20 protein-coding genes are annotated in these 23,851 nt (G+C 40.3%); 1 reads left to right on the top strand and 19 read right to left on the bottom strand.

Annotation, left to right across the window (positions count from 1 at the left end):
* The first annotated feature begins 59 nt into the window (after positions 1-59).
* On the top strand, positions 60-914 hold the full coding sequence (gene rfbD, locus GMD3S_RS0203630) for a dTDP-4-dehydrorhamnose reductase (RefSeq protein WP_000600928.1): 855 nt from the start codon (positions 60-62) through the stop codon (positions 912-914).
* 60 nt (positions 915-974) lie between these two features.
* Here rfbD and rfbB read toward each other — a convergent pair whose 3' ends face one another.
* From rfbB to GMD3S_RS0203535, 19 genes are all read right to left on the bottom strand, one after another.
* Positions 975-2,021, bottom strand: coding sequence for a dTDP-glucose 4,6-dehydratase (rfbB, locus tag GMD3S_RS0203625; protein WP_000141509.1), 1,047 nt, complete (start codon positions 2,019-2,021; stop codon positions 975-977).
* An 18-nt stretch (positions 2,022-2,039) separates the two neighbouring features.
* A complete protein-coding gene (locus GMD3S_RS0203620) occupies positions 2,040-2,633 on the bottom strand; it encodes a dTDP-4-dehydrorhamnose 3,5-epimerase family protein (protein ID WP_000131467.1) in 594 nt (197 codons plus the stop codon).
* A complete protein-coding gene (gene rfbA, locus GMD3S_RS0203615) occupies positions 2,634-3,503 on the bottom strand; it encodes a glucose-1-phosphate thymidylyltransferase RfbA (RefSeq protein WP_000676122.1) in 870 nt (289 codons plus the stop codon).
* A gap of 71 nt (positions 3,504-3,574) precedes the next feature.
* On the bottom strand, positions 3,575-4,627 hold the full coding sequence (locus tag GMD3S_RS0203610) for a hypothetical protein (protein ID WP_000878651.1): 1,053 nt from the start codon (positions 4,625-4,627) through the stop codon (positions 3,575-3,577).
* A gap of 27 nt (positions 4,628-4,654) precedes the next feature.
* Positions 4,655-5,758, bottom strand: coding sequence for a UDP-galactopyranose mutase (gene glf / locus GMD3S_RS0203605; protein ID WP_000272505.1), 1,104 nt, complete (start codon positions 5,756-5,758; stop codon positions 4,655-4,657).
* A gap of 9 nt (positions 5,759-5,767) precedes the next feature.
* Positions 5,768-7,180 (bottom strand): flippase, encoded by a 1,413-nt coding sequence (locus GMD3S_RS0203600; protein ID WP_000866221.1) that lies wholly within the window; start codon positions 7,178-7,180, stop codon positions 5,768-5,770.
* Positions 7,177-8,337 carry a hypothetical protein gene (locus GMD3S_RS0203595; protein WP_000915514.1) on the bottom strand — a complete coding sequence of 387 codons (1,161 nt, stop codon included), beginning with the start codon at positions 8,335-8,337 and terminating at the stop codon, positions 7,177-7,179. The genes GMD3S_RS0203600 and GMD3S_RS0203595 overlap by 4 nt, the downstream gene beginning before the upstream one ends.
* Positions 8,338-8,375: 38 nt before the next feature.
* Positions 8,376-9,341, bottom strand: a complete 966-nt coding sequence (locus GMD3S_RS0203590) for a glycosyltransferase family 2 protein (protein ID WP_000626475.1) — start codon at positions 9,339-9,341, stop codon at positions 8,376-8,378.
* Between the two features lie 34 nt (positions 9,342-9,375).
* Positions 9,376-10,374 carry a Stealth CR1 domain-containing protein gene (locus tag GMD3S_RS0203585; RefSeq protein WP_001033091.1) on the bottom strand — a complete coding sequence of 333 codons (999 nt, stop codon included), beginning with the start codon at positions 10,372-10,374 and terminating at the stop codon, positions 9,376-9,378.
* Between the two features lie 2 nt (positions 10,375-10,376).
* Positions 10,377-11,534 carry a glycosyltransferase family 4 protein gene (locus tag GMD3S_RS0203580; protein WP_000822224.1) on the bottom strand — a complete coding sequence of 386 codons (1,158 nt, stop codon included), beginning with the start codon at positions 11,532-11,534 and terminating at the stop codon, positions 10,377-10,379.
* Between the two features lie 3 nt (positions 11,535-11,537).
* Entirely contained in the window at positions 11,538-12,710 is a 1,173-nt protein-coding gene (gene cps2T / locus GMD3S_RS0203575) for a beta 1-4 rhamnosyltransferase Cps2T (RefSeq protein WP_000814503.1), read from the bottom strand.
* 30 nt (positions 12,711-12,740) lie between these two features.
* The gene (locus tag GMD3S_RS0203570) at positions 12,741-14,108 is read right to left on the bottom strand and encodes a sugar transferase (RefSeq protein WP_000391463.1); all 1,368 of its coding nucleotides are present in this window, start codon (positions 14,106-14,108) and stop codon (positions 12,741-12,743) included.
* 22 nt (positions 14,109-14,130) lie between these two features.
* On the bottom strand, positions 14,131-14,814 hold the full coding sequence (locus GMD3S_RS0203565; RefSeq protein WP_001142575.1) for a tyrosine-protein kinase: 684 nt from the start codon (positions 14,812-14,814) through the stop codon (positions 14,131-14,133).
* 9 nt (positions 14,815-14,823) lie between these two features.
* Positions 14,824-15,516: a capsular polysaccharide biosynthesis protein CpsC gene (cpsC, locus tag GMD3S_RS0203560; RefSeq protein WP_000664123.1), complete on the bottom strand. Its 693-nt coding sequence runs from the start codon at positions 15,514-15,516 to the stop codon at positions 14,824-14,826.
* An 8-nt stretch (positions 15,517-15,524) separates the two neighbouring features.
* On the bottom strand, positions 15,525-16,256 hold the full coding sequence (gene cps4B / locus GMD3S_RS0203555; RefSeq protein WP_000565332.1) for a capsular polysaccharide biosynthesis protein Cps4B: 732 nt from the start codon (positions 16,254-16,256) through the stop codon (positions 15,525-15,527).
* A gap of 1 nt (position 16,257) precedes the next feature.
* Positions 16,258-17,703 (bottom strand): LCP family glycopolymer transferase CpsA, encoded by a 1,446-nt coding sequence (gene cpsA / locus GMD3S_RS0203550; RefSeq protein WP_000091227.1) that lies wholly within the window; start codon positions 17,701-17,703, stop codon positions 16,258-16,260.
* Between the two features lie 191 nt (positions 17,704-17,894).
* A complete protein-coding gene (locus GMD3S_RS0203545) occupies positions 17,895-19,856 on the bottom strand; it encodes a peptide ABC transporter substrate-binding protein (RefSeq protein ID WP_000594271.1) in 1,962 nt (653 codons plus the stop codon).
* A gap of 148 nt (positions 19,857-20,004) precedes the next feature.
* Positions 20,005-21,972, bottom strand: a complete 1,968-nt coding sequence (locus GMD3S_RS0203540; RefSeq protein WP_000837392.1) for a peptide ABC transporter substrate-binding protein — start codon at positions 21,970-21,972, stop codon at positions 20,005-20,007.
* A gap of 169 nt (positions 21,973-22,141) precedes the next feature.
* The gene (locus GMD3S_RS0203535) at positions 22,142-23,752 is read right to left on the bottom strand and encodes a glycoside hydrolase family 13 protein (RefSeq protein ID WP_001156794.1); all 1,611 of its coding nucleotides are present in this window, start codon (positions 23,750-23,752) and stop codon (positions 22,142-22,144) included.
* Between the last annotated feature and the right edge of the window lie 99 nt (positions 23,753-23,851).

Below are 23,851 nucleotides of genomic sequence, written 5' to 3'. Positions count from 1 at the left end.
TCAGATTTTTTATCATTTTTTTGCTATGATTAGATAGAAGAAAAGTTAAGGAGAAGACAATGATATTAATTACAGGTTCAAATGGTCAACTCGGTACCGAACTACGTTATTTACTAGATGAACGAAATGTGGACTATGTTGCAGTGGATGTGGCCGAAATGGATATCACTAATGCTAAAATGGTTGAGAAAGTCTTTGCTGAGATTAAGCCAACTTTAGTCTATCATTGTGCAGCTTATACTGCTGTTGATGCAGCAGAAGACGAGGGGAAAGAACTGGATTTTGCCATCAACGTAACTGGAACTGAAAATGTAGCCAAGGCCTCTGAGAAATACGGATCTACTCTGGTCTATATCTCGACAGACTATGTCTTTGATGGAAAGAAACCCGTCGGACAAGAGTGGGAAGTCGATGACCTACCTGATCCGCAAACAGAGTACGGGCGTACCAAGCGAATGGGGGAGGAACTTGTTGAAAATCTTACGTCACAGCATTACATTATCCGGACTGCTTGGGTCTTTGGAAATTATGGTAAAAACTTTGTCTTTACCATGCAAAATCTAGCCAAATCCCATAAAACACTCACAGTAGTCAACGACCAACACGGCCGCCCAACCTGGACACGAACCTTGGCCGAATTCATGACCTATTTGACTGATAATCAAAAAGAGTTTGGCTACTACCACTTATCAAATGACGCAGCGGAAGACACCACTTGGTATGACTTCGCTGTCGAGATTCTTAAAGACAGTGATGTCGAAGTAGTACCAGTAGACTCCAGCAAGTTTCCTGCCAAGGCTAAACGACCTCTCAACTCAACCATGAGTTTAGTCAAAGCGAAGGCGACAGGTTTCGTCATTCCAACCTGGCAAGCTGCCCTTAAAGAGTTTTATAAACAAGAAATAAGAGAATAAAAGATTACGACATACATAAAAAGCAAGAGAACTCAAAGTCTCTTGCTTTTTAGTATGCATTTAGTTAATCACTTGTTGCGTTTTAGCATAATTAGCTTCTACTGCTTCTTTGTCAGATTTCCACCAGTCTTGGTTGTCTGTGTACCACTTGATGGTCTCTTTGAGACCTGCTTCAAAGTTGGTAAACTCTGGTTTCCACCCTAGTTCATCACGAAGCTTGCTAGCGTCGATAGCATAACGAAGGTCGTGACCAGCTCGGTCCGTCACATGGTCATAAGCATCAGCTGGTTGCCCCATTTCCTTGAGAATGAGTTCCAGGACTTCCTTATTGTTCTTCTCACCATCCGCACCAATCAAGTAGGTTTCACCAATTTGACCCTTTGTCAAAATTGTCCAAACACCTGATGAATGGTCATTGGTGTGAATCCAGTCACGGACATTTTTACCTTCACCGTAGAGTTTTGGCTTGATTCCACTCAAAATATTGGTGATTTGGCGCGGAATGAACTTCTCGATATGTTGGTAAGGACCATAGTTGTTTGAACAGTTAGAAATAGTCGCTTTAACACCAAATGAGCGAACCCAAGCTTTGACAATCAAGTCTGAAGCTGCTTTGGTTGATGAGTAAGGCGAGCTGGGATTGTACTTGGTTTCAGCCGTAAATTTCTCACCTGGACCTTCTCCATGACCTGGCAAATCTTCACGCAGAGGCAGATCCCCATAGACTTCGTCAGTTGACACATGGTGGAAACGAAGGTCGTATTTACGTGCTGCTTCCAAAAGAGTGTAGGTCCCGATGAAGTTGGTATGGATAAAGGGACTCGGATCATTGAGCGAGTTGTCATTGTGACTTTCTGCCGCATAATGAACGATAGCATCCGCTTCAGCTGCCAGCTTGTCTACCAAGACTGCATCAGCAATATCTCCAACAACCAACTCAACACGATCACCTATAATTTCTTCAATATTGGCACGATTACCCGCATAAGTCAGCTTGTCCAGCACTGTCACATGAACATCTGGAAAGTTTTTGTAAACATAATGAACAAAGTTAGAACCGATAAAACCAGCTCCACCTGTCACGATGATATTTTTGTATTCAGTCATTTTTATTCCCTAATTTTTTTACAAATCTTCTTTTCTCAGAGGTTTTACATCCTTAAGCAGTGGATGATGTTTATCAGCTTCTGAGACTTCTGCTGCTTCTAGGTTTTCCCACTCAATGCCCAAAGCTGGGTCTGCATAGTTGACAAAAGCATATTTAGGCTTGAGTTCAAGTGCCCAATAGTCATTGACCAGATAGCTATAAGAAACTGTATCCGAGAGGACTTGGAAACCATTGGCTACGCCGCGAGGGACAAAGATTCCCTTACTTGCATCAATCTCGGTCTGATAAACATTTCCAAAAGTCTCACCTTCACGTAGGTCAACCCAAGAACCCAGAACCTTGCCACCATCTGCTACTGAGATGTACTTATCCCAAGGTTCAGCATGGAGTCCTCGAAGAACATTTTTGCGAGAAAAGCTGACGTTATTTTGCAGTTTTCCTTCAGCAAAGAAGCTTTCAGGAAAACCAAGCGGTAGCATCTTTTCTTTCTGGAAATTTTCCTTAAACCAGCCACGATTGTCACCATGAACTGGAATGTCGAACTCTAACAAACCTGGAATGGCATCAATCTTGTGCACTGCAAGTGTTTTGCCGAAAAAATTATCTGTCATCTAGATTTCTCCAATCAAACGAAGCAAGTATTGCCCGTATTCATTCTTCTTGAGAGGTTGCGCCAACTTCAGCACATCTTCGCGGCTGATATAACCCATTCGGTAGGCAATTTCTTCCAGATTGGCAACCTGAACATTTTGCATTCGTTGAACCGTTTCGATATATTGGGAAGCCTCTAACAAGCTCTCATGCGTCCCTGTATCCAACCAGGCAAAACCACGCCCCATAACTTCAACTGACAAATCCCCACGCTTCAAATAAGCATTGTTAACATCTGTGATTTCCAACTCTCCACGAGCACTCGGTTTTATCTGTTTGGCAATCTCCACAACATCATTGTCATAGAAATAAAGACCAGTCACTGCATAGTTAGAGCGAGGATTCTCCGGTTTTTCTTCTATGGAAATAGCATTCATGTCTGTATCAAACTCGACCACACCAAAACGCTCTGGATCCTTCACTTGGTAGCCAAAAACAGTCGCCCCCTTCTCTTTCTTGGCTGCCTTTTGAAGCATTTTGCTCAAACCAGGCCCATGATAGATATTATCGCCTAAAATCAAGGCAACACTATCGTCGCCGATAAATTCTTCACCGATAAGAAAAGCCTGAGCAAGTCCGTCGGGACTAGGCTGTTCCGCATAGGAAAGCTTGATTCCAAATTCGGAACCATCCAAGAGCAGATCCTTAAAACGGGGCAAATCCTGTGGTGTTGAGATGATCAAAATGTCCTTAATCCCAGCCAACATCAAGGTTGACAAAGGATAATAAATCATGGGTTTATCATAAACTGGCATCAGCTGTTTTGACGCGGCCCGAGTAAGTGGGTACAGTCGGGTACCTGAACCACCCGCAAGAATAATACCTTTCATAATAGGCTTCCTTTCTGGCTAATTACCTATCCTATATTATATTTCATTTTATCCCAAATTCCCTAAGGAATTTACTTCAATTTGGATAAGGCAGCTTTTAAATAGGCTCCATCTCGAAGAGCGGCTCCAACTTTCCTAGCTTGTTCTGAAAGTTCCTTGTAGTCTTGAAGTGTCAAATCATCTAGTACTTTTTGGAGGTCGTGTAGAGAATCAACTGCTAGACCACACTGTTTATCCAGAACAAAATGTGCGAGAGCCGACTCTTTCCAGACTATTAGGGGAAAACCTGAAGCTAAGTAGAGAGAGGCCTTGTGCGAGTTGTTAAAACGTAGGTAGTTCCCGTAAGAACCTTGGCAGGTTTCTGAGCTGTCTCCGTCCCAGACCAAACCAAAACTACCTTCAAGAGCAGCTGGGAGGTCATCTGGCATAAAGGAACCAAAGTAGCTAGTGTTTTTCAATGCACGACTTTCATCGTAGCCCACCCCATACAAGTTATAGGCGGGCTGGTCTGGCAAGTTATAAAGATAACCTGACTTTGCAGGGTTCAAATTTCCAGCTACGATAATAGGCTGGTCTTTTTGGAGATTTGGTTTTTCAGCAAAGTTTGGAATCAGATAGTCAAAAATTTCCAAGCTAACCATTTTATCTGCTGGCACTCCTTGACCTACCAGAACTTTCTTCATGATATCGTTATGAACGATAATGCCATCCACTGACATCAAAGCTTTCTTTTCTTGGAAGTAATTGCGCACTTTATGACGGAATTTCACTTCCGAACCTGCTGCATGACGCAAGGTTTCAATATCATGGATCAAAAGATAGAATTTTGCTCCTCTCTTTTGCGCCTGCTTAATGAGTTGTGAGATGAAAAATGTATGGTGGATAATAGGGAACTGAATCACCAATTCATCTCCGGCTCCCAACTGATCAAACACAGACTTGGTCGCACGATATTTGTGTTGTTGAGCTTTAAAGAAATTCATCTTATACCAATTCTCAACCTTGAGCTCCAACCCCTCATAACCCTCTGAGATTAGAATAGATTCTACATCATTTCGCGCCTTACTCCCTGCATTCTTTTCGTGTGCATTATGCAGAAATGAATCTTTCAGATAATATTTCACCTTTTCTCCCCTTTATCTGTGATATTCTTAGATGCTCCCTAGTTCTTCTTCTACCACATCCAATGCACGTTCAACAGTCACATGCATATCATAGTATTTATAATCTGCCAAGCGACCACAGAAGATAACGCGCCCATTTTTCTCAGCTTCCGCTAGATACTGCTCATAAATTGCATTGTTTTTGGCATCATTGATTGGATAGTAAGGTTCATCTCCTCTTTTCCAATCTGCTGGATATTCACGAGTAATAACGGTCTTGGCTTGAGTCCCAAACTCAAAATGTTTGTGTTCGATGATTCGCGTATAGGGAATATCACGTTCAGTATAGTTGACTACGGCATTTCCTTGATGATTTTCTTGGTCCAAAATCTCATGCTCAAAACGGAGACTGCGATACTCAAGTTCACCAAATTTATAGTCAAAGAACTGATCAATCATCCCTGTGAAGACAATCTTAGTTGCTGAAGCCTCCAAGTTCTCCCGATCAGCAAAGAAATCTGTATTAAGCTCTACTTCGATTCCTTCCAACAACTTTTCGATGATGACATTGTAACCACCAATTGGAATCCCTTGGTAACGGTCGTTGAAATAATTATTGTCATAAGTCAATCGAACTGGTAAACGCTTGATGATAAAGGGTGGTAGTTCAGTAGCAGAACGTCCCCATTGCTTTTCGGTGTAGCCCTTGATTAGCTTTTCATAAACATCCGTACCAATCAACTTAATGGCTTGTTCCTCTAAGTTTTTAGGCTCAACATCTTGCATGTGTGTCGTCTGCTCAGTAATCTTGTCCTTGACTTCTTGGGGTGTCTTTGTCCCCCACAAAGCATAGAAAGTGTTCATGTTAAAAGGCAGATTGTAAAGATGTCCTTGATAGTTGGCAATAGGAGAATTGATGTAATTGTTAAACTCCGCAAACTGATTGACATAATCCCAGACCTTTTTATTGGATGTATGGAAGATATGAGCCCCATACTTGTGGACATTGATTCCTTCAACAGATTGGCAATAGATATTCCCACCAATGTGTTCTCGTTTATCAATCACCTTCACTTTCTTGCCACGTTTGTTAGCTTCGTGGGCAAAGATTGCACCTGACAAGCCAGCACCGACAATCAAATAATCGTACATAAAATCTCCTTATTTCTTTAAGACACTTTTTAGTTCTTGAAAATCCAAGACACGTAAGACCAAAACCAAGCCACCGTAGACTAGGAAGCCAAGCAGAGAATAGATCAAGACATTCACAACAGACGAGAAGTGCATGAAAGCTTGTACAGAATACAAAGCGCCGTACATCAAGAGAGCAGCTAAAAATATTTTTAGCATAGATGGAAGGATCTTGACCTCTTTTAGGTACGAACGTGTAAAATAGAGTTGGATCAGCCAAACTAAACCTTCTGTCGCAACAGATACGATCGACGCCCCAATATAGCCCAGAGGCGGGATTAAAAGGAGATTCAAGCCTACACTGAAAATAGCTGGAATAGTTGTTGACAGCATAAATTCACGATTCTTATTGTGAGGAATCAAGATTTGAATTCCCATGATATTGGTCCAGCCAATAAAGAACATTCTAAAGGCCATGATGGCAATCGCATAGCGAGCATCTTGGAAGTCTTGCCCCAGGAAAAAATTAACAAAATCTTTGTTAACAATCAAAATCCCCGCAATCATCGGGAAGATAACCAAGTTATACACTAAGAAAGACATTTCATGTAACTTGTTAACCGCCTTTTGGTTACCTGATGAGAGGAGATTGGAGACCCGAGGCAACATAACACTACCAAGCGACGTTACCAAGGTCAACAAAATATTCAATAATTTCAAGGCTTGATCATAGATCCCGACATCCTTGGTCGAAGACAAGGCACCCAACATGGTGCGATCTAGCGTGATGTAGAGTGAAATGGCAATCTGTGGCAGAAACAAGAGAATGACTGGTTTGATATGCTCTTTGGCATAGGCTATATCCAGATGCGGCTTGCGAATGTGCTCCCGAGCAGGAAGCCACATACTCAACTGACCTAGTAGATCATAGGCAACCAAGAGGATGATATACAAGTACAAGTCGGATGGTTTCTTAACAAATAGGAATATCGAAACAACACCTAGAAGTTTGACCATTGTGTTACGAGCTGTGATTTTTTTGAAATCTTCTAACCCTTGAAAAAGCCAAGAAATATCAAAACCACGAGACAGCAAACTAAAGCCAAGTATATAGGCAATTGGATTGTTCATCGACGGCACAAGCAAGCAGATAACTATATAAAGCGTAACCGCTAAACAGGTTGAAAGGACTTGTAAACTGTAAATGCCCCAGAAGGTTTTCTGAACATTGTTTCGATGTCCTGAAATCTCCTTGGTCCCATAATTGGCCACCCCAAGTGTCGCTAAGAGTATAAAGTAAGTTACTATTGAGTTGTAGTACCCATAGGAACCTAAGTCATTGGATGAGAAAACCCGAGTAATATAGGGTGTAGTAATGACTGGTAAAACGATTACTAACAGCTGATAAGAAAGATTATATAAATAATTTTTTAATACTTTCACAAGGAGTTCCTCGTTGTAGATTTCTTCGATTCAAATTCAATAACTGGCAAGGTTGCAAATAGAGTAAACATAAAAATATTATAAGACGGGCGAACCCAGAAGGCCTCAAACATACAGTTGACTGCTATTAAGGATAAGGCCGTCAATAGCAAATAATTCTTTTTGCGATAAAATGACCAAGACCTAACTATGTATAACACGACCAATAAGAGAACTGGAATCATCCCATAGGTAAAGAGCATCTGAACGTAGGAAGAGTCTACATAGTCGTAGCTCAAAACGGATTCTGTACGCCCCCCATAACCGATAAATGATATGCCCCGAATCCCAAACCACTGCACTGCATATTTTTTTAGTGCCTCATGTCCTAGGTGTAATCTCATACTAAAAAAATTGTTTAGAGCCACATACATTGGATGAGACCAGGTAAATTTAGAAGAGAGATAAATCATTACTGAAGACGCTATACCAGCCGATAAAGGAAGTAAAGCAAAAAGCCGTCGCTGTTTATCATTTCGGAAATAAAAGTACAGAAAAATGAGCGCCATTACAGTAATAGAAGCGGCATTAAGCCTCGCATCGCAATATCGAATAATGAAATAAGCCAGACCAAATCCTAAGGCAGTCCGTAAAATAATGAATTTCTTTCTAAAGATATACGATATAGCTGTATATAGATAAAAACAGTGAGAAGCAAAATCAGTTGGATAAATAAAGCCAAATGAATTTCGAACAACGACTCCCGCAGATCGTGATTGGACAAATTGCAAGTTTGGAATAGCACCAATCACGGCCAAGAGCACTATCAATACAATAAAAAACAAGGCTACAACAGAGTATATTTTAAGTACACTTTCCATCTCAGCCTTGTAAAGAAAGACAAGCAGAAACATATACATCAATGCATTAAGGTTCCCAGTCTTATAGTAAACCATGCCCCCAGCAAAAAGAAGAATTGGTGCAAAGATGAGATAGCTTATAGAGTAGTGATGAATATAAGCAAATCGCATAGCAAGTAACAGGACCGCAAAAAAAGGAACTACATTAGGAATATTAGGTAAAACAGGAGCTAACATAGACGTATTGATCATATCTATGGAGACAACCACTATTAAAACTGCTGCAATTAGCAATTTATCACGTTCTAACTTTAACATTTTCTTTTTCCTTTTCTTCTTTCATCCCTAACTCTTACTTAGGATTTTTTTAACTTTTTAAATTGATAATAGAGCCGCGGATACTTAGTAATTAAAACATAGAGGATCCTACGTTTCTTGCTAACTCTAGCATTCTTCAAGACAAGTGGCAAATAAGGCCTGGTTTTCTCCTGAAGTCTCTTGAATTCTACCGAATCCCCATCCTTAATCATCGTAAAAATCAGAAGACTTCCTGTAAAGAAGCGTGAAATGATGGCTTCTTGGAGTTCTGAACTCTCAGGATAGGTTGCATTCACAACCTCTTTTAAATGATCGATTGCTTCGTAAAACTCGTATTGTTTTGGCGTGAAAGCCGAGGCAGTAATGCTACCAGGTCTATGGTAATAATGGTAAATCGGAAGATGGTACAAGGCCACGGATTGGACTTGGTTGAGATGCTCACTGATAACATAGAGGTCTTCGTAGATGCGCCCCTTGGGGAAGGGAGCTTTCTCAAGAAGTTCTTTCCGATAGAGTTTCCCACAAGCAGAGACCGTTACAAGGTCTCCATAAAGCATCTCAGTCAGAGCCTTTGCCTTGTCATAGACCTTAACTTGGTCTAAATCAAGCTGATCCAAGTGAAAATTTTGAAAACGATGATAGTGAGCTGTTGGCTCTACTTTGCCACTCACCATATCTGCTTGGGTACGACTTTGTAGCTCTGCTAGCAGTTCCAAGGCGCAGGGTTCCAGATAGTCGTCTGGATCTAGGAAAGTAATCCAGTCACCCTTGGCTTTCAAGACCCCATAGTTCCGAGCATCAGACAAGCCACCGTTGACCTTATGGTAGCTAGTCACCCAATCATATTGCTGGGCATACTGGTCACACAAGTGTCCTGAGCCATCACTCGAGCCGTCATCAATCAAGAGGACTTCCATATCCTTGTAAGTCTGATGTTCCAAACTCTCCATGGCATAATGAAGGTAGTCCTCCACATTATAAACAGGCACAATTACCGAAATCATATTTTCTTTTCTTTCTCTTACTTAGTTTTACAGTTTAAATCTCAAATGAACTTCTATCTGGAAGCAGTTGATCCATAGCCTTGATAAAGTCTGTCATCACCTGCTCCTCGTCTTGAATGTTAAATCCATCATTGATACACATAATTTGGTATTTGCCAGAATTTAGTATCTTCCAAAAATCTGGTCCGGCATTATCCAAAGAAAAGAGTCCTCCCAACTTAGGATTTCCGATAGCGTATTTACCACTGGCAATCTGCCAATACTTAAAGAGCCAAACATTGGTATCAGAAGGATTTCTAAAGCGACTAGCCGAGGTTCTTTCCAAGACAGCTTTTTCCTTTTCCCATACCAAGTTCATCGTTGATCTTAGTAGAGGATAGGGCAGATGACTCTCCCAGAAACCACAGATAAACTGACTATTTCTGTATAGTAGCGACTTAACGATACTTTTTAATCCCTGCTTTGGATCAAAGAATTGGCCATTCTTCAAAATTTCATTTCGACTGAAATAGCTAGTGACAATCTCCATGTCATTTATCTGAAAATTCCCCGTTCCATATCGCTCAGGAATAATCGGTGAAAGAGCCGTATTATATTTGGGTAAACCATCCTCTGAGAAAAAATCTGTCGGCTCAACTGGAGCTGTCAAATACATATCGTCATTAAAAAAAACAAAATGCTCTGAGAGACCAGGGATTCGATGGATGTTACTTTCGATAGGATTGGCAGAAAAAACTGGCAGGTAGTCATTACAGATAATCTCTGTATGATCTACCAACACCAATTTTTCACTATTTATATCTAACCAGCTTGGCTTTTGCTGGTCGGTCACGAGGTAGACCTTATTGACCCAAGGAGCAAATTTTTCAACTCCTCTAAACCAATATTTAAAGGTCCCCCATTCTCGGTAAGCCTTGACTGAATTCATACTCTGTTTAGAAGTATTAACCGAGCCATCATAGCTTGATTTTTTTTCTTGCCACACAGGATCATTCCCATCAACCCAAGTAACAACAAAATCTATTTTATTCATAACTAATCTTTTCTATCTGTTTTATACAACTCCGAAAAGTTCTTGATGTAACTCTCCAAAGAAAACAGCTCTTTTTGTCTCTGATATCCTACTCGCCCAAATTTTTCTCTTTTTTCAGAACTATCTAGTAAGAGAGAAATGGCATTAGAAAGTTCTTGAGGACGATTTGGTTTGACTAAGCAACCACTTTTGTCATCTACTACCATTTCAGCTATTCCCCCATTGTTATAACCAACAACTGGTTTTGAACAAGCCATGGCTTCTAGGACTACTGTAGGTAGGGAATCAGGTTTTATACTTGGTAAGACAAAGATATCAAACATATTATAAAGTTCAGAAGTCTTATCGTAGTAATCAATACGATGAATTTGTGACACAACAGATGAAGAAGCTATTCTCTTATCTAGTTCTTCTAAGCGCCATTCTTCACCAGGAAAAACACCTCCAGCTAGGAAAGCCACCGCTTGCTCATTCTTTTCCAAAAGTGGCTCGACTGCTTCTATGAAATCATTTTGTCCTTTGATAGCATTGACCCGACCAATCATGCCAATCACAAGTGCATCTTGCGCAATGTCAAATTTTTCACGAATAGAAGACGCATCCATTGGATAATAGACAGCATTATCGACACCGTTATAAATCACTTCCACTTGGCTATCTTTGATAAAGGGAGACTGCTTGATATGATTAGCGACCGCTTGGGACACCGTCACAATCTTGTCTGCATATCGTCCCATGAGCATATTGATAAAGTCAGAAATAGCTTTGGGTTTGACGATAATCTCATGAACATGCCAAATCAAAGGCAGCTTGAGCTTGCGTTTCAAATAGATGCCCTCCAAAACAGCCGCTGTATTATTGTGAACCATATCTATACTGTGTTCTCGAGCATAGAGGGCGATTTGCTTAGCATAGAAATTATAAGAGCGAATATAGTCGGCAATGCCTTTAGGATTAAAGTATTTTCTACGTAAAATCGGATAATCCAACACGCTGACCTTAGCTCCAACTTGGCGCAAAGCCTCGACTAAAACACCATCATTTGGCAGGATGACGTGAGCTTCAAATTCTTTGGAATCCAACCCTTTAATCAATTCCAGTAAAACCTTATCTGCTCCATACATTTCTGCACCAGCATGCAAGTATAAAATCCGTTTCATTCCCTATCCTTTAAACACTTCTTCATAATCTGACACAATCTTTTCCCATGTGAAAGCTGAGAGGATTCTTTGGCTTGACTTGAAATCCAAGTCAGTTATTGCTACCTGATCAAATCCTTCTACTTCCTCAATGACACGTGCCAACTCATCTTTTTTCCAATAAATGGCCCCATCTTCACCAACTTCACGGTTAAAACCAACATCTAGCAACAAATTTAGTTTTGTGGATGCTAAAGCTTCCAGTAGAGAAGGGTTGGTTCCTCCAACCTCATGCCCATGGAAATAGGCAAAGGCATTTTCACGGATGTACTTGAGCAACTCTTGGTCATAGACAGTACCGACAAATTTGACCCTAGGATCTTTGTCAAAACCAGTATCCCGTAACAACTGGTCGTAAAATTTATTCTGCTCCACATTTGTGATGAGAACAAAGTCCTTTTTGGACTTGGACTTGATAAATTCACGAATCATAGCTTCGTAGTTATTTTCAGGAACAAATCGTCCCACTACTAGATAATAGCCATTTTCGCTAACTCCTTTTTCCTGATACCAGTTCCGAACCTTGGTATCTTCTGACTTCAGGCTTGAAGGAACAGTATCCGTTCCATAGGCAATATAGGTGGTCTTTGGTTGATACTGCTTATAATCCTCTTGGATATATTGTTCGATATTTTTACTGTCACAGACCAGTAAATCTGCATGTTTGACCATGAGCTTCTCTGAAAATTTCCAGTACTTACGAACTGGCAGGCTCCACTTTGCTCGTAGCCATTCATGACCATCAGGATTCACCAGCAAAGAGCCACCAATCGCACAAATTTTTTTCTTAAGTCCAGAAATAAAAGGACCGATGCGACAAGCTAGAATGTAAAAAATGGGAGCCTCGTCCTTGTTTTCCTTAGCCAATTCAATAGCCTTGTTGACCGCTGCAATATCGTAAGCGATGGCGCGGGCCGGGCCGATATTGGGTACATCGATGTTGAAGCAAATGGCTCCATTGTGCTCAAACTGGTCTTCCGTAATGCCAGACTTAGCAGAATTTTCACGCATACAAGCAACATAGTATTGTATGTTGCTGTCTTTTTGATATTCGGTTAATTTTTCAACAAAGGTTTCAAATCCTCCATACTTAGCAGGAATCCCCTTTGAACCAATAATATAAACTGACTGTTTCATTTCTCTCCTAACAGGACTGAAGGGCAGAAATTACTTCGCCCCATCTCTCATAAATACAACTTTAACGGTCTTTAACAATATTTCAATATCTTTCCAAATAGTCCAATCATCAATATAGGCCACATCTAATTTGACAACTTCATTGAAATCCTTGATCTCACTTCGCCCGCTGACTTGCCACAAGCCTGTTATCCCAGGTTTAAAACTCAATCGACGTTTCTGTTCAGGAGTATATTTCTCATACTCATCAACTGTTGGGGGACGGGTCCCTACTAGACTCATATCTCCCATTAAAACATTCCAAAACTGTGGCAACTCATCTAGGCTGGTCTTACGAATAAAGCGACCAATGGGAGTGATACGAGGATCATCATCAACCTTAAACATACCACCTTGCATGGTATTTTGAGCTAAAAGTTCTTGTTTGCGCATTTCAGCATTCACACACATGGATCTAAATTTATAGAAAGTGAAATGTCGACCATTTTTTCCAATACGCGTTTGAGAAAAAATCGCTGGCCCACCATCTTGTCGAATCATTGGAACCAAAACAATGCTCACCAAACCACAAATAATCAATCCGACAATAGAACCGACAATATCAATGAAACGTTTAGCAATGACATGACTCGTCTTATAAAATTTTGTAGAAAACGTGATAACATTCAGCCCTGCCATCCCACGAATCTTTTTATCACTACCTAGATAGTTATTAAAAGCATTCAGGTTAACTGTCACGTCAATTCCCATTGTCTCAAAAAGTGAGATAAACTCCCCGATGTCATACTCTTCACTTGGTAGATTGATAAAAACCTCATCGACAACTTCATGAGTAGCAAAGTCTAAGATGTTCTCAGCAGGTACAACGGTTAAGGTTTGATGCTGGAAATCAGGCTGGTCTAAAACACTGACCGCCACCAAATTCCAAAAAATTTCTCCCGACTCTATCAGCCTATCGATGACTTTTTCAACCCTAGAGGTAGCTGTTATCAAGAATATCTTCTTACTCCCCTTGAGATTTGGAAAGATGCTTTTTCTATAGCGTTTAATGCATAGATTCAACAAATACAACAGAATAGAGTGTATTGTCAAAAAATAAATCATTCCTCGTCTAGAGATACTAAAACGATCTTCTAAGAAAAAATTCGAAATACTGATAGCTAAAGCAAAGAACACGATATACTTTGTCGTGTTGATAAACTCTGCTAAATAACCCCTTTTAAAAAAATCATGCCCATAATCACTGATATAAAACACAAAAAAATGAAGAATGAACAAGATAATAACCGAAGTATTTACAATCTCTGTTTCCTTAACAAAACTAAGTAAATAAGCTAATAAAATGACAAGAAAACTCTGGATTGCCGCCAAAGTAATCTTCAATCCCTTTTCTTCCATAATCTATTCCCTAAGCTAACTCTTACTTTTTTCCATAGGAGCCATAAGCCCCATATGATCCATACTTCTCAACTGAAGTATTGAGTTTATTAAGCACAATTCCTAAGAATGGTTTGCTTGTTTGTTCGAGTTGTTCTTTAGCTTTTTGGACATCACGACGATTTGTTTCACCAGCCGCAGTTACTAAAACAGAAGCGTCACACTGCTGCGTGATAATCGCCGCATCGATAACAACTCCAATCGGAGCAGTATCTACAACGATGTAGTCAAAGTACTTGCGTAAGGTGTCAATCATGGTCGCAAAATTTTCACTTTGTAGCAAGGCTGTTGGGTTGGGTGATATAGAACCCGCTTGAATAACAAACAAGTTTTCAACATTGGTATCACATAGGCCTTGTGATAGGTCTGTCGTCCCAGATAAGAACTCTGTTAGTCCAGTAATCTTCTCGCGTGATTTAAAAACACCTGACATGACAGAATTACGAATATCGGCATCGATTAACAGCGTCTTATAGCCCGCACGCGCGAAAGCCCAAGCAATATTTGTAGAAGTAGTTGACTTCCCTTCACCCGGTTTCACAGACGTGATCGAAATAACTTTCAAATTATTCCCACTCAACTGTATATTGGTACGAAGCGCATTATAATATTCTTCAGCTTTTCTTGCCAAATCTAATTTTTTTTGTACAATCTCTAATGTTGGCATCTCTCTCTCCTATTTCAATTTATCCAAATTTGGAACTACTCCCAATAGCGCAATTTGCATCACATCTTCGATATCTTCTGGACGTTTCACTCGTGTATCTAAGAGCTCAACTAGGAGAACCGTAACAACCATTACAACTGCGCCAGCAAGAAATCCAACCATGGTATTGCGACGGATATTTGGAGACGATGGGGATGTTGCAGGACGAGCTTCTTCAAGCGTTGTCACATCTGAAACTCGCGTGACACTGATGATTTTTTGGGCAGCAACCTCTCTCAAAGAGTTAGCGATGCGGCTCGCTTCTTCAGGAAAACGATCTGTCACAGAGATAGAAACAATACGCGTATCCACTGGAACTGTTACCTTAATTTTACTAGCTAGACCTTTTGGAGGGAGATCTAGTTTCAAATCAGTCGCAACTTTTTCTAAAACGTCTTGCGAGAGAATGATTTCACGATAGTCTTTTACCAAGTAAGATCCAGCTTGCAAGTCTTGGTTGGTCAAACCTGGCTTATCTCCCTGATTACGGTTGACCACATAAATTCGGGTCGTACTCGTAAACTCCGGCTTCACAATAAAACTACTGTAGGCAAATGCTACTGTCCCTGTCACGAATGCTACCAAAGCAATTAAAAATTTTCGTTTCCAAAGGATTTTAAGTAAGTGAAATACATCGATTTCCATCATATTTTGTTCTTTCATTTTTTCTCCTAAATCAATTGATCCATTATTATTTTTCGGGGATTATCCTTAAAAAGTTCCTTAGCCTTATCTTCACTGTATTTTTTGGCAATGATATCATAGGCTTCCTCCATATGAGGAGGTCTGTGATCCAAGTTGTGCATATCACTTGCGATCACGTGAACCAGATCTCGTTCCAAGAAATACTGAGCTCTCTTTTTCATGAATTTATAAGTTTCTCCGAAGAGTTTAGGTTTCAAGACATGAGAACTATTGACTTGAGTATAACATCCCATATCAATCAGCTCTCGCACGCGCTGCTCATTGTTTTCTAAAGCATCGTAACGTTCAATGTGGGCAATGATGGGTGTAATGCCTAACATTAGAATATTACTCAGCCCCTTATGCATATCCCGATAGGGTGTATTCATACTAAACTCAATCAAAGCATAGCGACTATCGTTGAGGGTCGGGATTAATTTCTTTTCTAACTTCTCAACAACATCTGGCGTATAGTAGATTTCTGCCCCATAGGCAATGATTAAGTTATCCGCAACTTCCTTAGCCATTTCTCGCACCTTTAGAAAGTTAGTCGCGATTTTTTCTTCAGGAGTTTCGAACATCCCTTTTCGTCTATGCGAAGTTGAAACGATTGTCCTCACTCCTTGACTGTAGGCCTCTCTAAGAAGTTTTTTACTTTCCTCTATCGACTTTGGACCATCGTCCACATCAAAAACGATGTGCGAATGAATATCGATCATGCTACTTGCCCTCCATCACATCATTGATAGCAGCTTTCGCAGCGGCCAAGCTACTTTCATCAATTTCCATCATGTAGAGGTTACTATCTGGCATAGCGTATGAAGGAAGATCCGTGCGTCCAGTTCCTTTCAAGTCTTGAGAGTTGACTTTGTAGTTCCCACCACTCTCCAATTGAGTATTAACCAGATCCATCATGGTTTCCAAAGGCATATTGGTCTGAAGAGAATCTTGTAATCCTTGAATAATATTGTCATAGTTCTTCAAAGCTTCAGTTGATGTTAATTTCTGAATCACAGCTACAATAACCTTTTGTTGGTTTCGACCACGGTCACGATCTCCATCTGCTAGAGAGTAGCGCTCACGGACAAAACCAAGAGCCTGCTCAGAGTCTAGATGGACATTTCCAACTGGGAAATGGAACTTCCCGTGTAAAGATGTGAAATCTTGGTCATTATAAACATCTACGCCACCTAAAAGGTCAATCAACTTCAAGAAAGAGGTAAAGTTCAAGCGCACATAATAGTTAATATCCACCCCATAGAGATTTTCCAAGGTATGAATCGACGAGTCTACTCCATAAATCCCTGCATGGGTCAATTTGTCCTTTTGATTGTTTCCTCCATCCGCAATCGGAACATAGGAATCACGAGGAGTTGTAGTGAGAAGGATTTTCTTGGTATCTCGATTCACAGTCATTAGAATATTCACATCAGAACGCGAAACGGAACTAATCGGACCATAGGTATCAATACCGCTCACATAAATATTGAAAGCTTTATTCTTCGATACCTTTGGTGCCGCAACATCCTTAGTTAATTGTTTTGTATAGATTTTTTTGATTTTTGAAGCATAATCTGGATACTCTGCTTCAATGATATTTTCAAAGACACTATTTAAGACAATTGCTTTCGTTTCACCAGAAAGCAGACTCTTATAAGCTGCTAGGTAAGAAGTCGCTTTCTCAACTGTCAAGTCCTTACTCTGGCTGGTCTTAATATCTGCTAACAACTTTTGAATATTGTCATTGTCTGTCTCTGTTGGCCCCGTAACCGTATCCAGTTGAGTCACATTATTGATCTCACTATCTTTCAAAACGACCACACTGATTGAATACTCTGAGTAGTTTGAGGTCGCATTGATATGATTGGTAAAACCGACAAACTGTTGCAAAGCATAGAGAGAAACGGAGCTAACTACGATAGCAAGTGTCAAAAAGAAAACCGTAAACTTCTCGGCTTTTTTATACACTATCAGAAGGATTGCAATTACAGCAGAAATGAGAATAAGAACCGCCGTAAGGATATTGAGGTACCGAAAAGCTAAGATATTATGTTTAAAAATCAAGAACAGCAAAAAACCACCCAACAGTAGATAAATGGTTAATAAGACTATGTTAATATTTCGTTTCATGTTGCCAGAACGAGCTCTCTTTGAACGTCTACTCATGATAATCCCCTATACACGTTAATAGTTATAAATATTATATCACAATCATGATGGAAATTCCATCCATCCTTGCTATTTTCAGCGTTTTCATTCGCTTTTGTTCTCTTAAGTTGCTCTGAAATATAAGCAAAGTTCCGAATGCCATTCTGCACAAAAAGACAAGGCGCTCAGGGGCAACCTTGTCTGTAATCTTATTTTACGTGGTTTTCAAACTCTTTTTGGCTCTTTTCGATAGCTTTTTTACTTTCTTCTTCCCACTTAGCCTTGGCTTCATCAAATTGTTTCTTGGTAACAGGGTCTTTTTGTAATCTCATGTACTTATAATTATTTCCGTCACCCTTGATTCCCACTAGGGAGTAGGCACGTGTAAACGGAGTTACTTTGGTTACAGAGGCTGTACCACCATTTGACATAGCAGACATAACTAGAGAATTGTCAATCATCCAAGCTTGAGCTTCAGCGTATTTTTCATAACGCTTAGTGACATCTTTATTCTCAGCATCTGCTTCTTTCAGGAGTTGTGTATAGGTATCGAGCCCCAAACTCTTAATGAGCTCTTGGTCTTCCTTGGCATCAAGACCAAAAATCTTGAGATAGAAGCCTGTTTCAGCATTGAAGGGGTCTAGATAAGTTGATGGATCCTGGTAATCACCAACCCAACCATCAAAGTTTAGGTCGTAGTCACGAGCTGCTGGATTTGGTGCTAGGAAGGCAACATTCCCAAAGTCATCTGTAGAAAGCTGTTGAACATCAATGACGATATTGTCAGAACCTAGTACTGTTTCAAGGGTTTGTTTAACCGAGTTCATACCAGAAACCGCATTTTTATTCGTCTGATCAACAGGGACATCCAAATGGATTGGGAAAGTCACGCCTTGGGCTTCCAATTCCTTTTTAGCTTCCGCAAATCTTGCTTGGGCCTTTTCCTTGTTAAAGTAGGCATCTTGAGCATCTGCCAAATTGATACCTGACCACTCAGTTCCGTAGTTCACAAGCTTAGAAGCTGTTACTTCTCCAAAGGTCTTATCTCCCACCTGGACAAATGTTGGAGGAACTAGAGTATTACGAAGGGTTTTGCTCGCTGCTTCTTCACCGTTAGATTGAGCAGAGTAGGCTGTTCGATCAATACCAAAGTTGATAGCTTGACGGAAATTTTTATTTAAGATAGCTGTTTGAGCTGATTTCTTTTGTTCATCCGTTGTTTTAGCGGTATGATTATAGGTTTTACGGTTGACGTTAAAGTTAAAGTACCAAGATGTCTTGTCTTGTAAACTATAGACGATATTGTCTTGGTATTTTTCTTTTGTCTTAGCATAGTTCGAACTATTTGGATAGACTCCTGCAATCGAGTAAGCACCACTTTCAAAGTTTCGAATGGTCATCTCCTGATCTGACCCATCAAAGTAAGCTAACTTAACTTTTTCAATGGTTACTTTATCATGGTCATAATAGTGTGGATTCTTCACATATTCAATCGAAGATTTTGATGTGAAATCTTTTAACAGATAGGGGCCGTTATAAAGGATACTGTCTGGTGTCAAGGTACCAAAATCTTTATCCTTTGATTTCAAGAACTCTTCGTTGACTGGGAAAAGAATACTATTGGTTGTCTTTGAATTCCAGTACGGTTCTGGTCGAGTCAAAGTGTACTCGACTGTGTAATCATCCAAGGCTTTGACACCAACAGTTGAAAAGTCATTGGTCACACCCGTCACATAGTCATTCAATCCCTTGATTGAATTTTGAATCAGATCCATGGCTTGCCCCTTGTTGTCCGCGGCATATTTGATCCCAGTGACAAAATCCTGAGCTTTGACTGAAGCATACTCCTCACCGTCAGCTGTATACCACTTGGCATCTTTTCTAAGCTTGTAGGTATAGATCAAACCATCTGATGAAACAGACCAATCCTCCGCAAGAGCAGGCACGAGGTTCCCGTAGCTGTCATTTTCTAGCAAACCATCTACAAGATTGGTAATAACGGCAGTGTTATCTGCATAATAATCTAGGAGATAGTTAAAAGTTGTTGGATTCGCACTAAATGTTGATGAATAAGTGCTAGTATCTGTATTGGACTGTCCACATGCAGAGAGCAAAATCCCTGTCGCTAAGACAAGACCTGTCCCAATCAGTCTTTTTTTCATTTTGATCATCACTCACTCCTTTATGTCACTTTTTATAACATAACCATATTTTATCAAATTTATTCAAAAATGTAAAGTTACTACTTTTATGACAACTGGTGTCTCAAAACAAAAAAAGGAAGCACAGTTTCCTGCAACTTCCTTTTCTATTTATAGATTACTTGACGTGTTTTTCAAGTTCTTTTTGGTATTTGGCATTTGTTTCGATTTTTTCTTGTTGCCATTTCTTGAAGGCTTCTTCGTATTCTTTTGCAGTCACAACGTCATTTTGCAACTCCAAACCTTTGAACACAAATGGGTCTCCCTTGATCCCGACTTGAGAATAAGCTTTTGTGAATGGTACAGTACGGCTAACCGTTGGAGAACCACCTGAAGAAGCAACTGGAATCAAGAGTGAGCTATCAGACACCCAAGCTTGAGCTTTAGCATATTTTTCATAACGCTTGTTAAGGTCGCTGGTTTCAGCTGCAGCATCATCCAAGAGCTTTTTGTACTCATCAAGTCCAACTTGAGCCATCACTTCTGGATCTTTTCCGCGAGTGATCCCCAAGTGTTTAAGGGCAGAACCCTTCTTGGCATCAAGGATGTTGAGGTAGGTAGCTGGGTCTTGATAGTCTGGCCCCCAACCAGTTCCGTTCAAGTCATAGTCTTTTTGAGATGGAACCTTGGCTTGAGACGTAATGCTTATTTTCTCATTATCGGTCATTTGAAGGACATCAACAATGACATTTTCAGTACCAAGTGATGATTCGATAGACTGCTTGAGTGAGTTGGTTTGTTGAACCGCGATTACATCTGTTTGTTCAACGGGGATATCCAAATGGATTGGGAAGGTAACCCCCTTGGCTTGCAATTCTTCCTTGGCTTTAGCAAAGGCTGCCTTAGCTTTTTCAGGACTGTAAATCGTATCCTTGCCATCTGTAAGGGCTACATCTTTCCACTGGTCTCCATATGAAACGAGCTCTGCCTGAGCCAACTCTCCAAAGGTTTTTTCACCCACTTGAACGTAGTCATGTGGCACTAGGCTGTTACGGATAATCTTGTTCGCACCTTCTTCACCATTCAACTGAGCAGTATAAGAATGACGATCAAGGGCAAAGTTCAGCGCCTGACGGAAGTTCTTGTTGAGAAGAGCTTCTTTCGTTGATGTTTTTTGAGCTTCGTCTGTTTTAGCTGTTTTATTATAAGATTGGCGGTTTACGTTAACAGTGAGGTAGTAGCTAGTCGCTTCTTGTGGACTGTAGACAATCTTATCGCCGTACTCTTGTTTAGTTGACTCAAAGTTTGAGCTTGTTGGGAAGAGACGGGCTGTTGTATAAGCACCTTGTGTAAAGCTACGAATCAAAGATTCTTGGTCTGATCCATCGTAGAAAGTTAGTTTAATATTGTCAATCTTGACATTGTCCTTATCCCAGTAGTTTGGATTCTTTTCATATTCAATGACTGATTTTGAAGTCAATGATTTCAAGAAGTAAGGACCATTATATAGGATACCCGATGGAGTTGGTGCACCGTAGTCGCTCCCTTTAGAATTCAAGAATTCTTCATTAACTGGAAGCATGGTAGCAGTTGTAACCTTAGAATTCCAGAAACTTTCTGGTTTGTTGAGCGTGTATTCTACCGTGTAATCATCAACAGCCTTAACTCCTACAGTAGAGAAATCATTGCTCTCACCACTAACATACTCTGCCAAACCTTTGATAGAATCCTGAATCAAAGAAAGACCATCTGATTTTCCGTCAGCAGCATGTTTAAGCCCAGTAACAAAGTCTTTGGCCTTAACTTCAGCGTATTCTTCTCCATCAGAAGTATACCATTTTACACCCTTACGAAGTTTGTAGGTGTAAGTCAAACCATCCTTTGAAACAGACCAGTCTTCTGCAAGTGATGGAATTAAGTTCCCATACTTGTCATTTTCCAAAAGACCATCAACAACGTTTGCTATAACGTCAGAGGTTGAGCTCTTGCTCGTCACACTATAGTCCAAAGAAGATGGATCCATAGCGTAGACATAAGAGAATGTTTTGGGAGCATCCGCTTTCTTTTCACTTTGCCCACAAGCAGTTAACAGTAGAGCTGCACTCAAAACAGCACCTGCTCCTAAGAGCCACTTTTTCGATTTCATAAGTAATCTCCTTAAAGATAGTGTTTTCACCATTATACCCTATTTTTTCATAAAAGCAAGGACTTTCGACAGATTTTTTAGAAAATTCTAACAAATATTTTTTAAAGACTTTTCTATATATTTTTCAACAAAAGAACCCCAAGCATCAAAGGCTTGAGGTTCACTTATTTTAATCCGTTAGTTCCACACAGAAAGCATCCCATGGTGCCAAGGTTTGTTTTTCAACTGCTTCTTTAGCAGTAGTATTTTCAATCAAGATTGACTTAACTCTTCCTTCTACTGAAAAGTTTTGTTTTTCATTGGACAAGTTAGCTACAACTAAGAAGCGGTGCTCACCGTCCTTACGGATATAAGCAAAGATCTTGTCAGCTGTATCAAGCAATTCAAAGTCAGCTCGAATCAGCCAGCTGTTCTCCTTACGGATTTGAACGAGTTTTTGATAAGTATAGAAAATAGAATCTGGATTTGCCAGAGCTTCTTGAACGTTGATTTTTTCGTAGTTTGGATTAACTGCCAACCAAGGTTGACCTGTTGAGAAACCAGCGTTTTTGCTCTCATCCCACTGCATCGGGGTACGGGCATTATCACGTCCAATGACACGGATGCTGTCCATGATTTCTTCCATAGAAACACCTTTTTCAAGAGCTTCACGCGCATAGTTGAGGGATTCAATATCTTCTACTTGATCCAGTGTTTCAAATGGATAGTTGGTCATCCCAATCTCCTCACCTTGGTAGATATAGGGAGTCCCTCTCATAAGATGAAGCAAGATTGCAAAGGCTTTGGCAGATTTTTCGCGATATTCTTGGTCATTTCCCCAGATAGAGACGATACGAGGGAGGTCATGGTTATTCCAGAAGAGGGAATTCCAGCCATCTTCAACTCCCAGCTCTGTCTGCCATTTGTTGAAAATCTCTTTTAACTTCCCTACATTTAACTCTTTTTGGTAGTGCCACTTAGGTTGCCCTTCCTGATATTGAAGACAGATGTGTTCAAACTGGAATACCATAGACAATTCTTGTCCCTTTGGATCCGAGTAGAGCTTAGCAATCTCTGGCGTTGCACCCCAGGTTTCCCCTACTGTCAAGAGATTCTTATCTCCAAAAGTCGCCTGATTCATTTCCTTGAGATAGGGATGGAGCATAGGACCATTATTGACTACTTTCTCATCAGGAATTTTCCCAATCATATCAATAACATCCATACGGAAACCACCAATACCTTTATCAATCCAGAAGTTCATCATCTCATAAATTTTCTGGCGCAGTTTTTCATTCTCCCAGTTGAGATCGGGCTGTTTCTTGCTAAAAAAGTGGAGATAGTATTGACCCGACTTTTCATCGTATTCCCAAGCAGATCCACTAAAGATAGACTCCAAATCATTGGGCTCATCTCGCCAGATATAGTAGTCTCGTTCGGGGCTGTCAGGATTTTCACATGCCTCGACAAACCAGGCGTGTTCATCCGAGGTATGATTGACCACCAAGTCCATGATAATTCGAATGTCACGCTTCTTAGCTTCTGCGATGAGTTGATCCATGTCCTCCATAGTCCCGAAAATAGCAGCAATCGCTTGATAATCAGCAATATCGTAGCCATTATCATCCATCGGACTGTCATAAACAGGAGAAAGCCAAATAGCTGTAATCCCTAACTTAGCTAGATAGTCTAACTTACTCGTAATTCCTGGCAAATCACCAATTCCATCTCCATTACTATCCATAAAACTCTTGGGATAGACTTGATAGACTACGGCATTGTGCCACCATTTTTCTTGCATCTTCTTACCTCATTATTTTAATAATCTATAGTCTATGATAGCGCTTTTTTAAACTTAGTGCAAGCGTTTGCCTAATCTTTTTGATTTCTTTTTTGACTC

Origin of the sequence: Streptococcus sp. GMD3S (assembly GCF_000298695.2) — a bacterium.
Lineage (GTDB): Bacteria > Bacillota > Bacilli > Lactobacillales > Streptococcaceae > Streptococcus.
The sequence above is the reverse complement of the archived record's forward strand: the minus strand, read 5'-3'. Positions and strand labels throughout refer to the sequence as shown.

What these genes read in the sequence shown, in the direction of transcription:
- GMD3S_RS0203540 (WP_000837392.1), bottom strand. Translation starts at nt 21,972, where the DNA reads ATGAAATCGAAAAAGTGGCTCTTAGGAGCAGGTGCTGTTTTGAGTGCA.
- GMD3S_RS0203565 (WP_001142575.1), bottom strand. Translation starts at nt 14,814, where the DNA reads ATGCCAACATTAGAGATTGTACAAAAAAAATTAGATTTGGCAAGAAAA.
- cpsC (WP_000664123.1), bottom strand. Translation starts at nt 15,516, where the DNA reads ATGAAAGAACAAAATATGATGGAAATCGATGTATTTCACTTACTTAAA.
- rfbA (WP_000676122.1), bottom strand. Translation starts at nt 3,503, where the DNA reads ATGAAAGGTATTATTCTTGCGGGTGGTTCAGGTACCCGACTGTACCCA.
- glf (WP_000272505.1), bottom strand. Translation starts at nt 5,758, where the DNA reads ATGTACGATTATTTGATTGTCGGTGCTGGCTTGTCAGGTGCAATCTTT.
- cps4B (WP_000565332.1), bottom strand. Translation starts at nt 16,256, where the DNA reads ATGATCGATATTCATTCGCACATCGTTTTTGATGTGGACGATGGTCCA.
- rfbD (WP_000600928.1), top strand. Translation starts at nt 60, where the DNA reads ATGATATTAATTACAGGTTCAAATGGTCAACTCGGTACCGAACTACGT.
- cpsA (WP_000091227.1), bottom strand. Translation starts at nt 17,703, where the DNA reads ATGAGTAGACGTTCAAAGAGAGCTCGTTCTGGCAACATGAAACGAAAT.
- GMD3S_RS0203585 (WP_001033091.1), bottom strand. Translation starts at nt 10,374, where the DNA reads ATGAATAAAATAGATTTTGTTGTTACTTGGGTTGATGGGAATGATCCT.
- GMD3S_RS0203595 (WP_000915514.1), bottom strand. Translation starts at nt 8,337, where the DNA reads ATGTTAAAGTTAGAACGTGATAAATTGCTAATTGCAGCAGTTTTAATA.
- GMD3S_RS0203580 (WP_000822224.1), bottom strand. Translation starts at nt 11,534, where the DNA reads ATGAAACGGATTTTATACTTGCATGCTGGTGCAGAAATGTATGGAGCA.
- GMD3S_RS0203545 (WP_000594271.1), bottom strand. Translation starts at nt 19,856, where the DNA reads ATGATCAAAATGAAAAAAAGACTGATTGGGACAGGTCTTGTCTTAGCG.
- GMD3S_RS0203620 (WP_000131467.1), bottom strand. Translation starts at nt 2,633, where the DNA reads ATGACAGATAATTTTTTCGGCAAAACACTTGCAGTGCACAAGATTGAT.
- GMD3S_RS0203570 (WP_000391463.1), bottom strand. Translation starts at nt 14,108, where the DNA reads ATGGAAGAAAAGGGATTGAAGATTACTTTGGCGGCAATCCAGAGTTTT.
- rfbB (WP_000141509.1), bottom strand. Translation starts at nt 2,021, where the DNA reads ATGACTGAATACAAAAATATCATCGTGACAGGTGGAGCTGGTTTTATC.
- cps2T (WP_000814503.1), bottom strand. Translation starts at nt 12,710, where the DNA reads ATGAAACAGTCAGTTTATATTATTGGTTCAAAGGGGATTCCTGCTAAG.
- GMD3S_RS0203590 (WP_000626475.1), bottom strand. Translation starts at nt 9,341, where the DNA reads ATGATTTCGGTAATTGTGCCTGTTTATAATGTGGAGGACTACCTTCAT.
- GMD3S_RS0203535 (WP_001156794.1), bottom strand. Translation starts at nt 23,752, where the DNA reads ATGCAAGAAAAATGGTGGCACAATGCCGTAGTCTATCAAGTCTATCCC.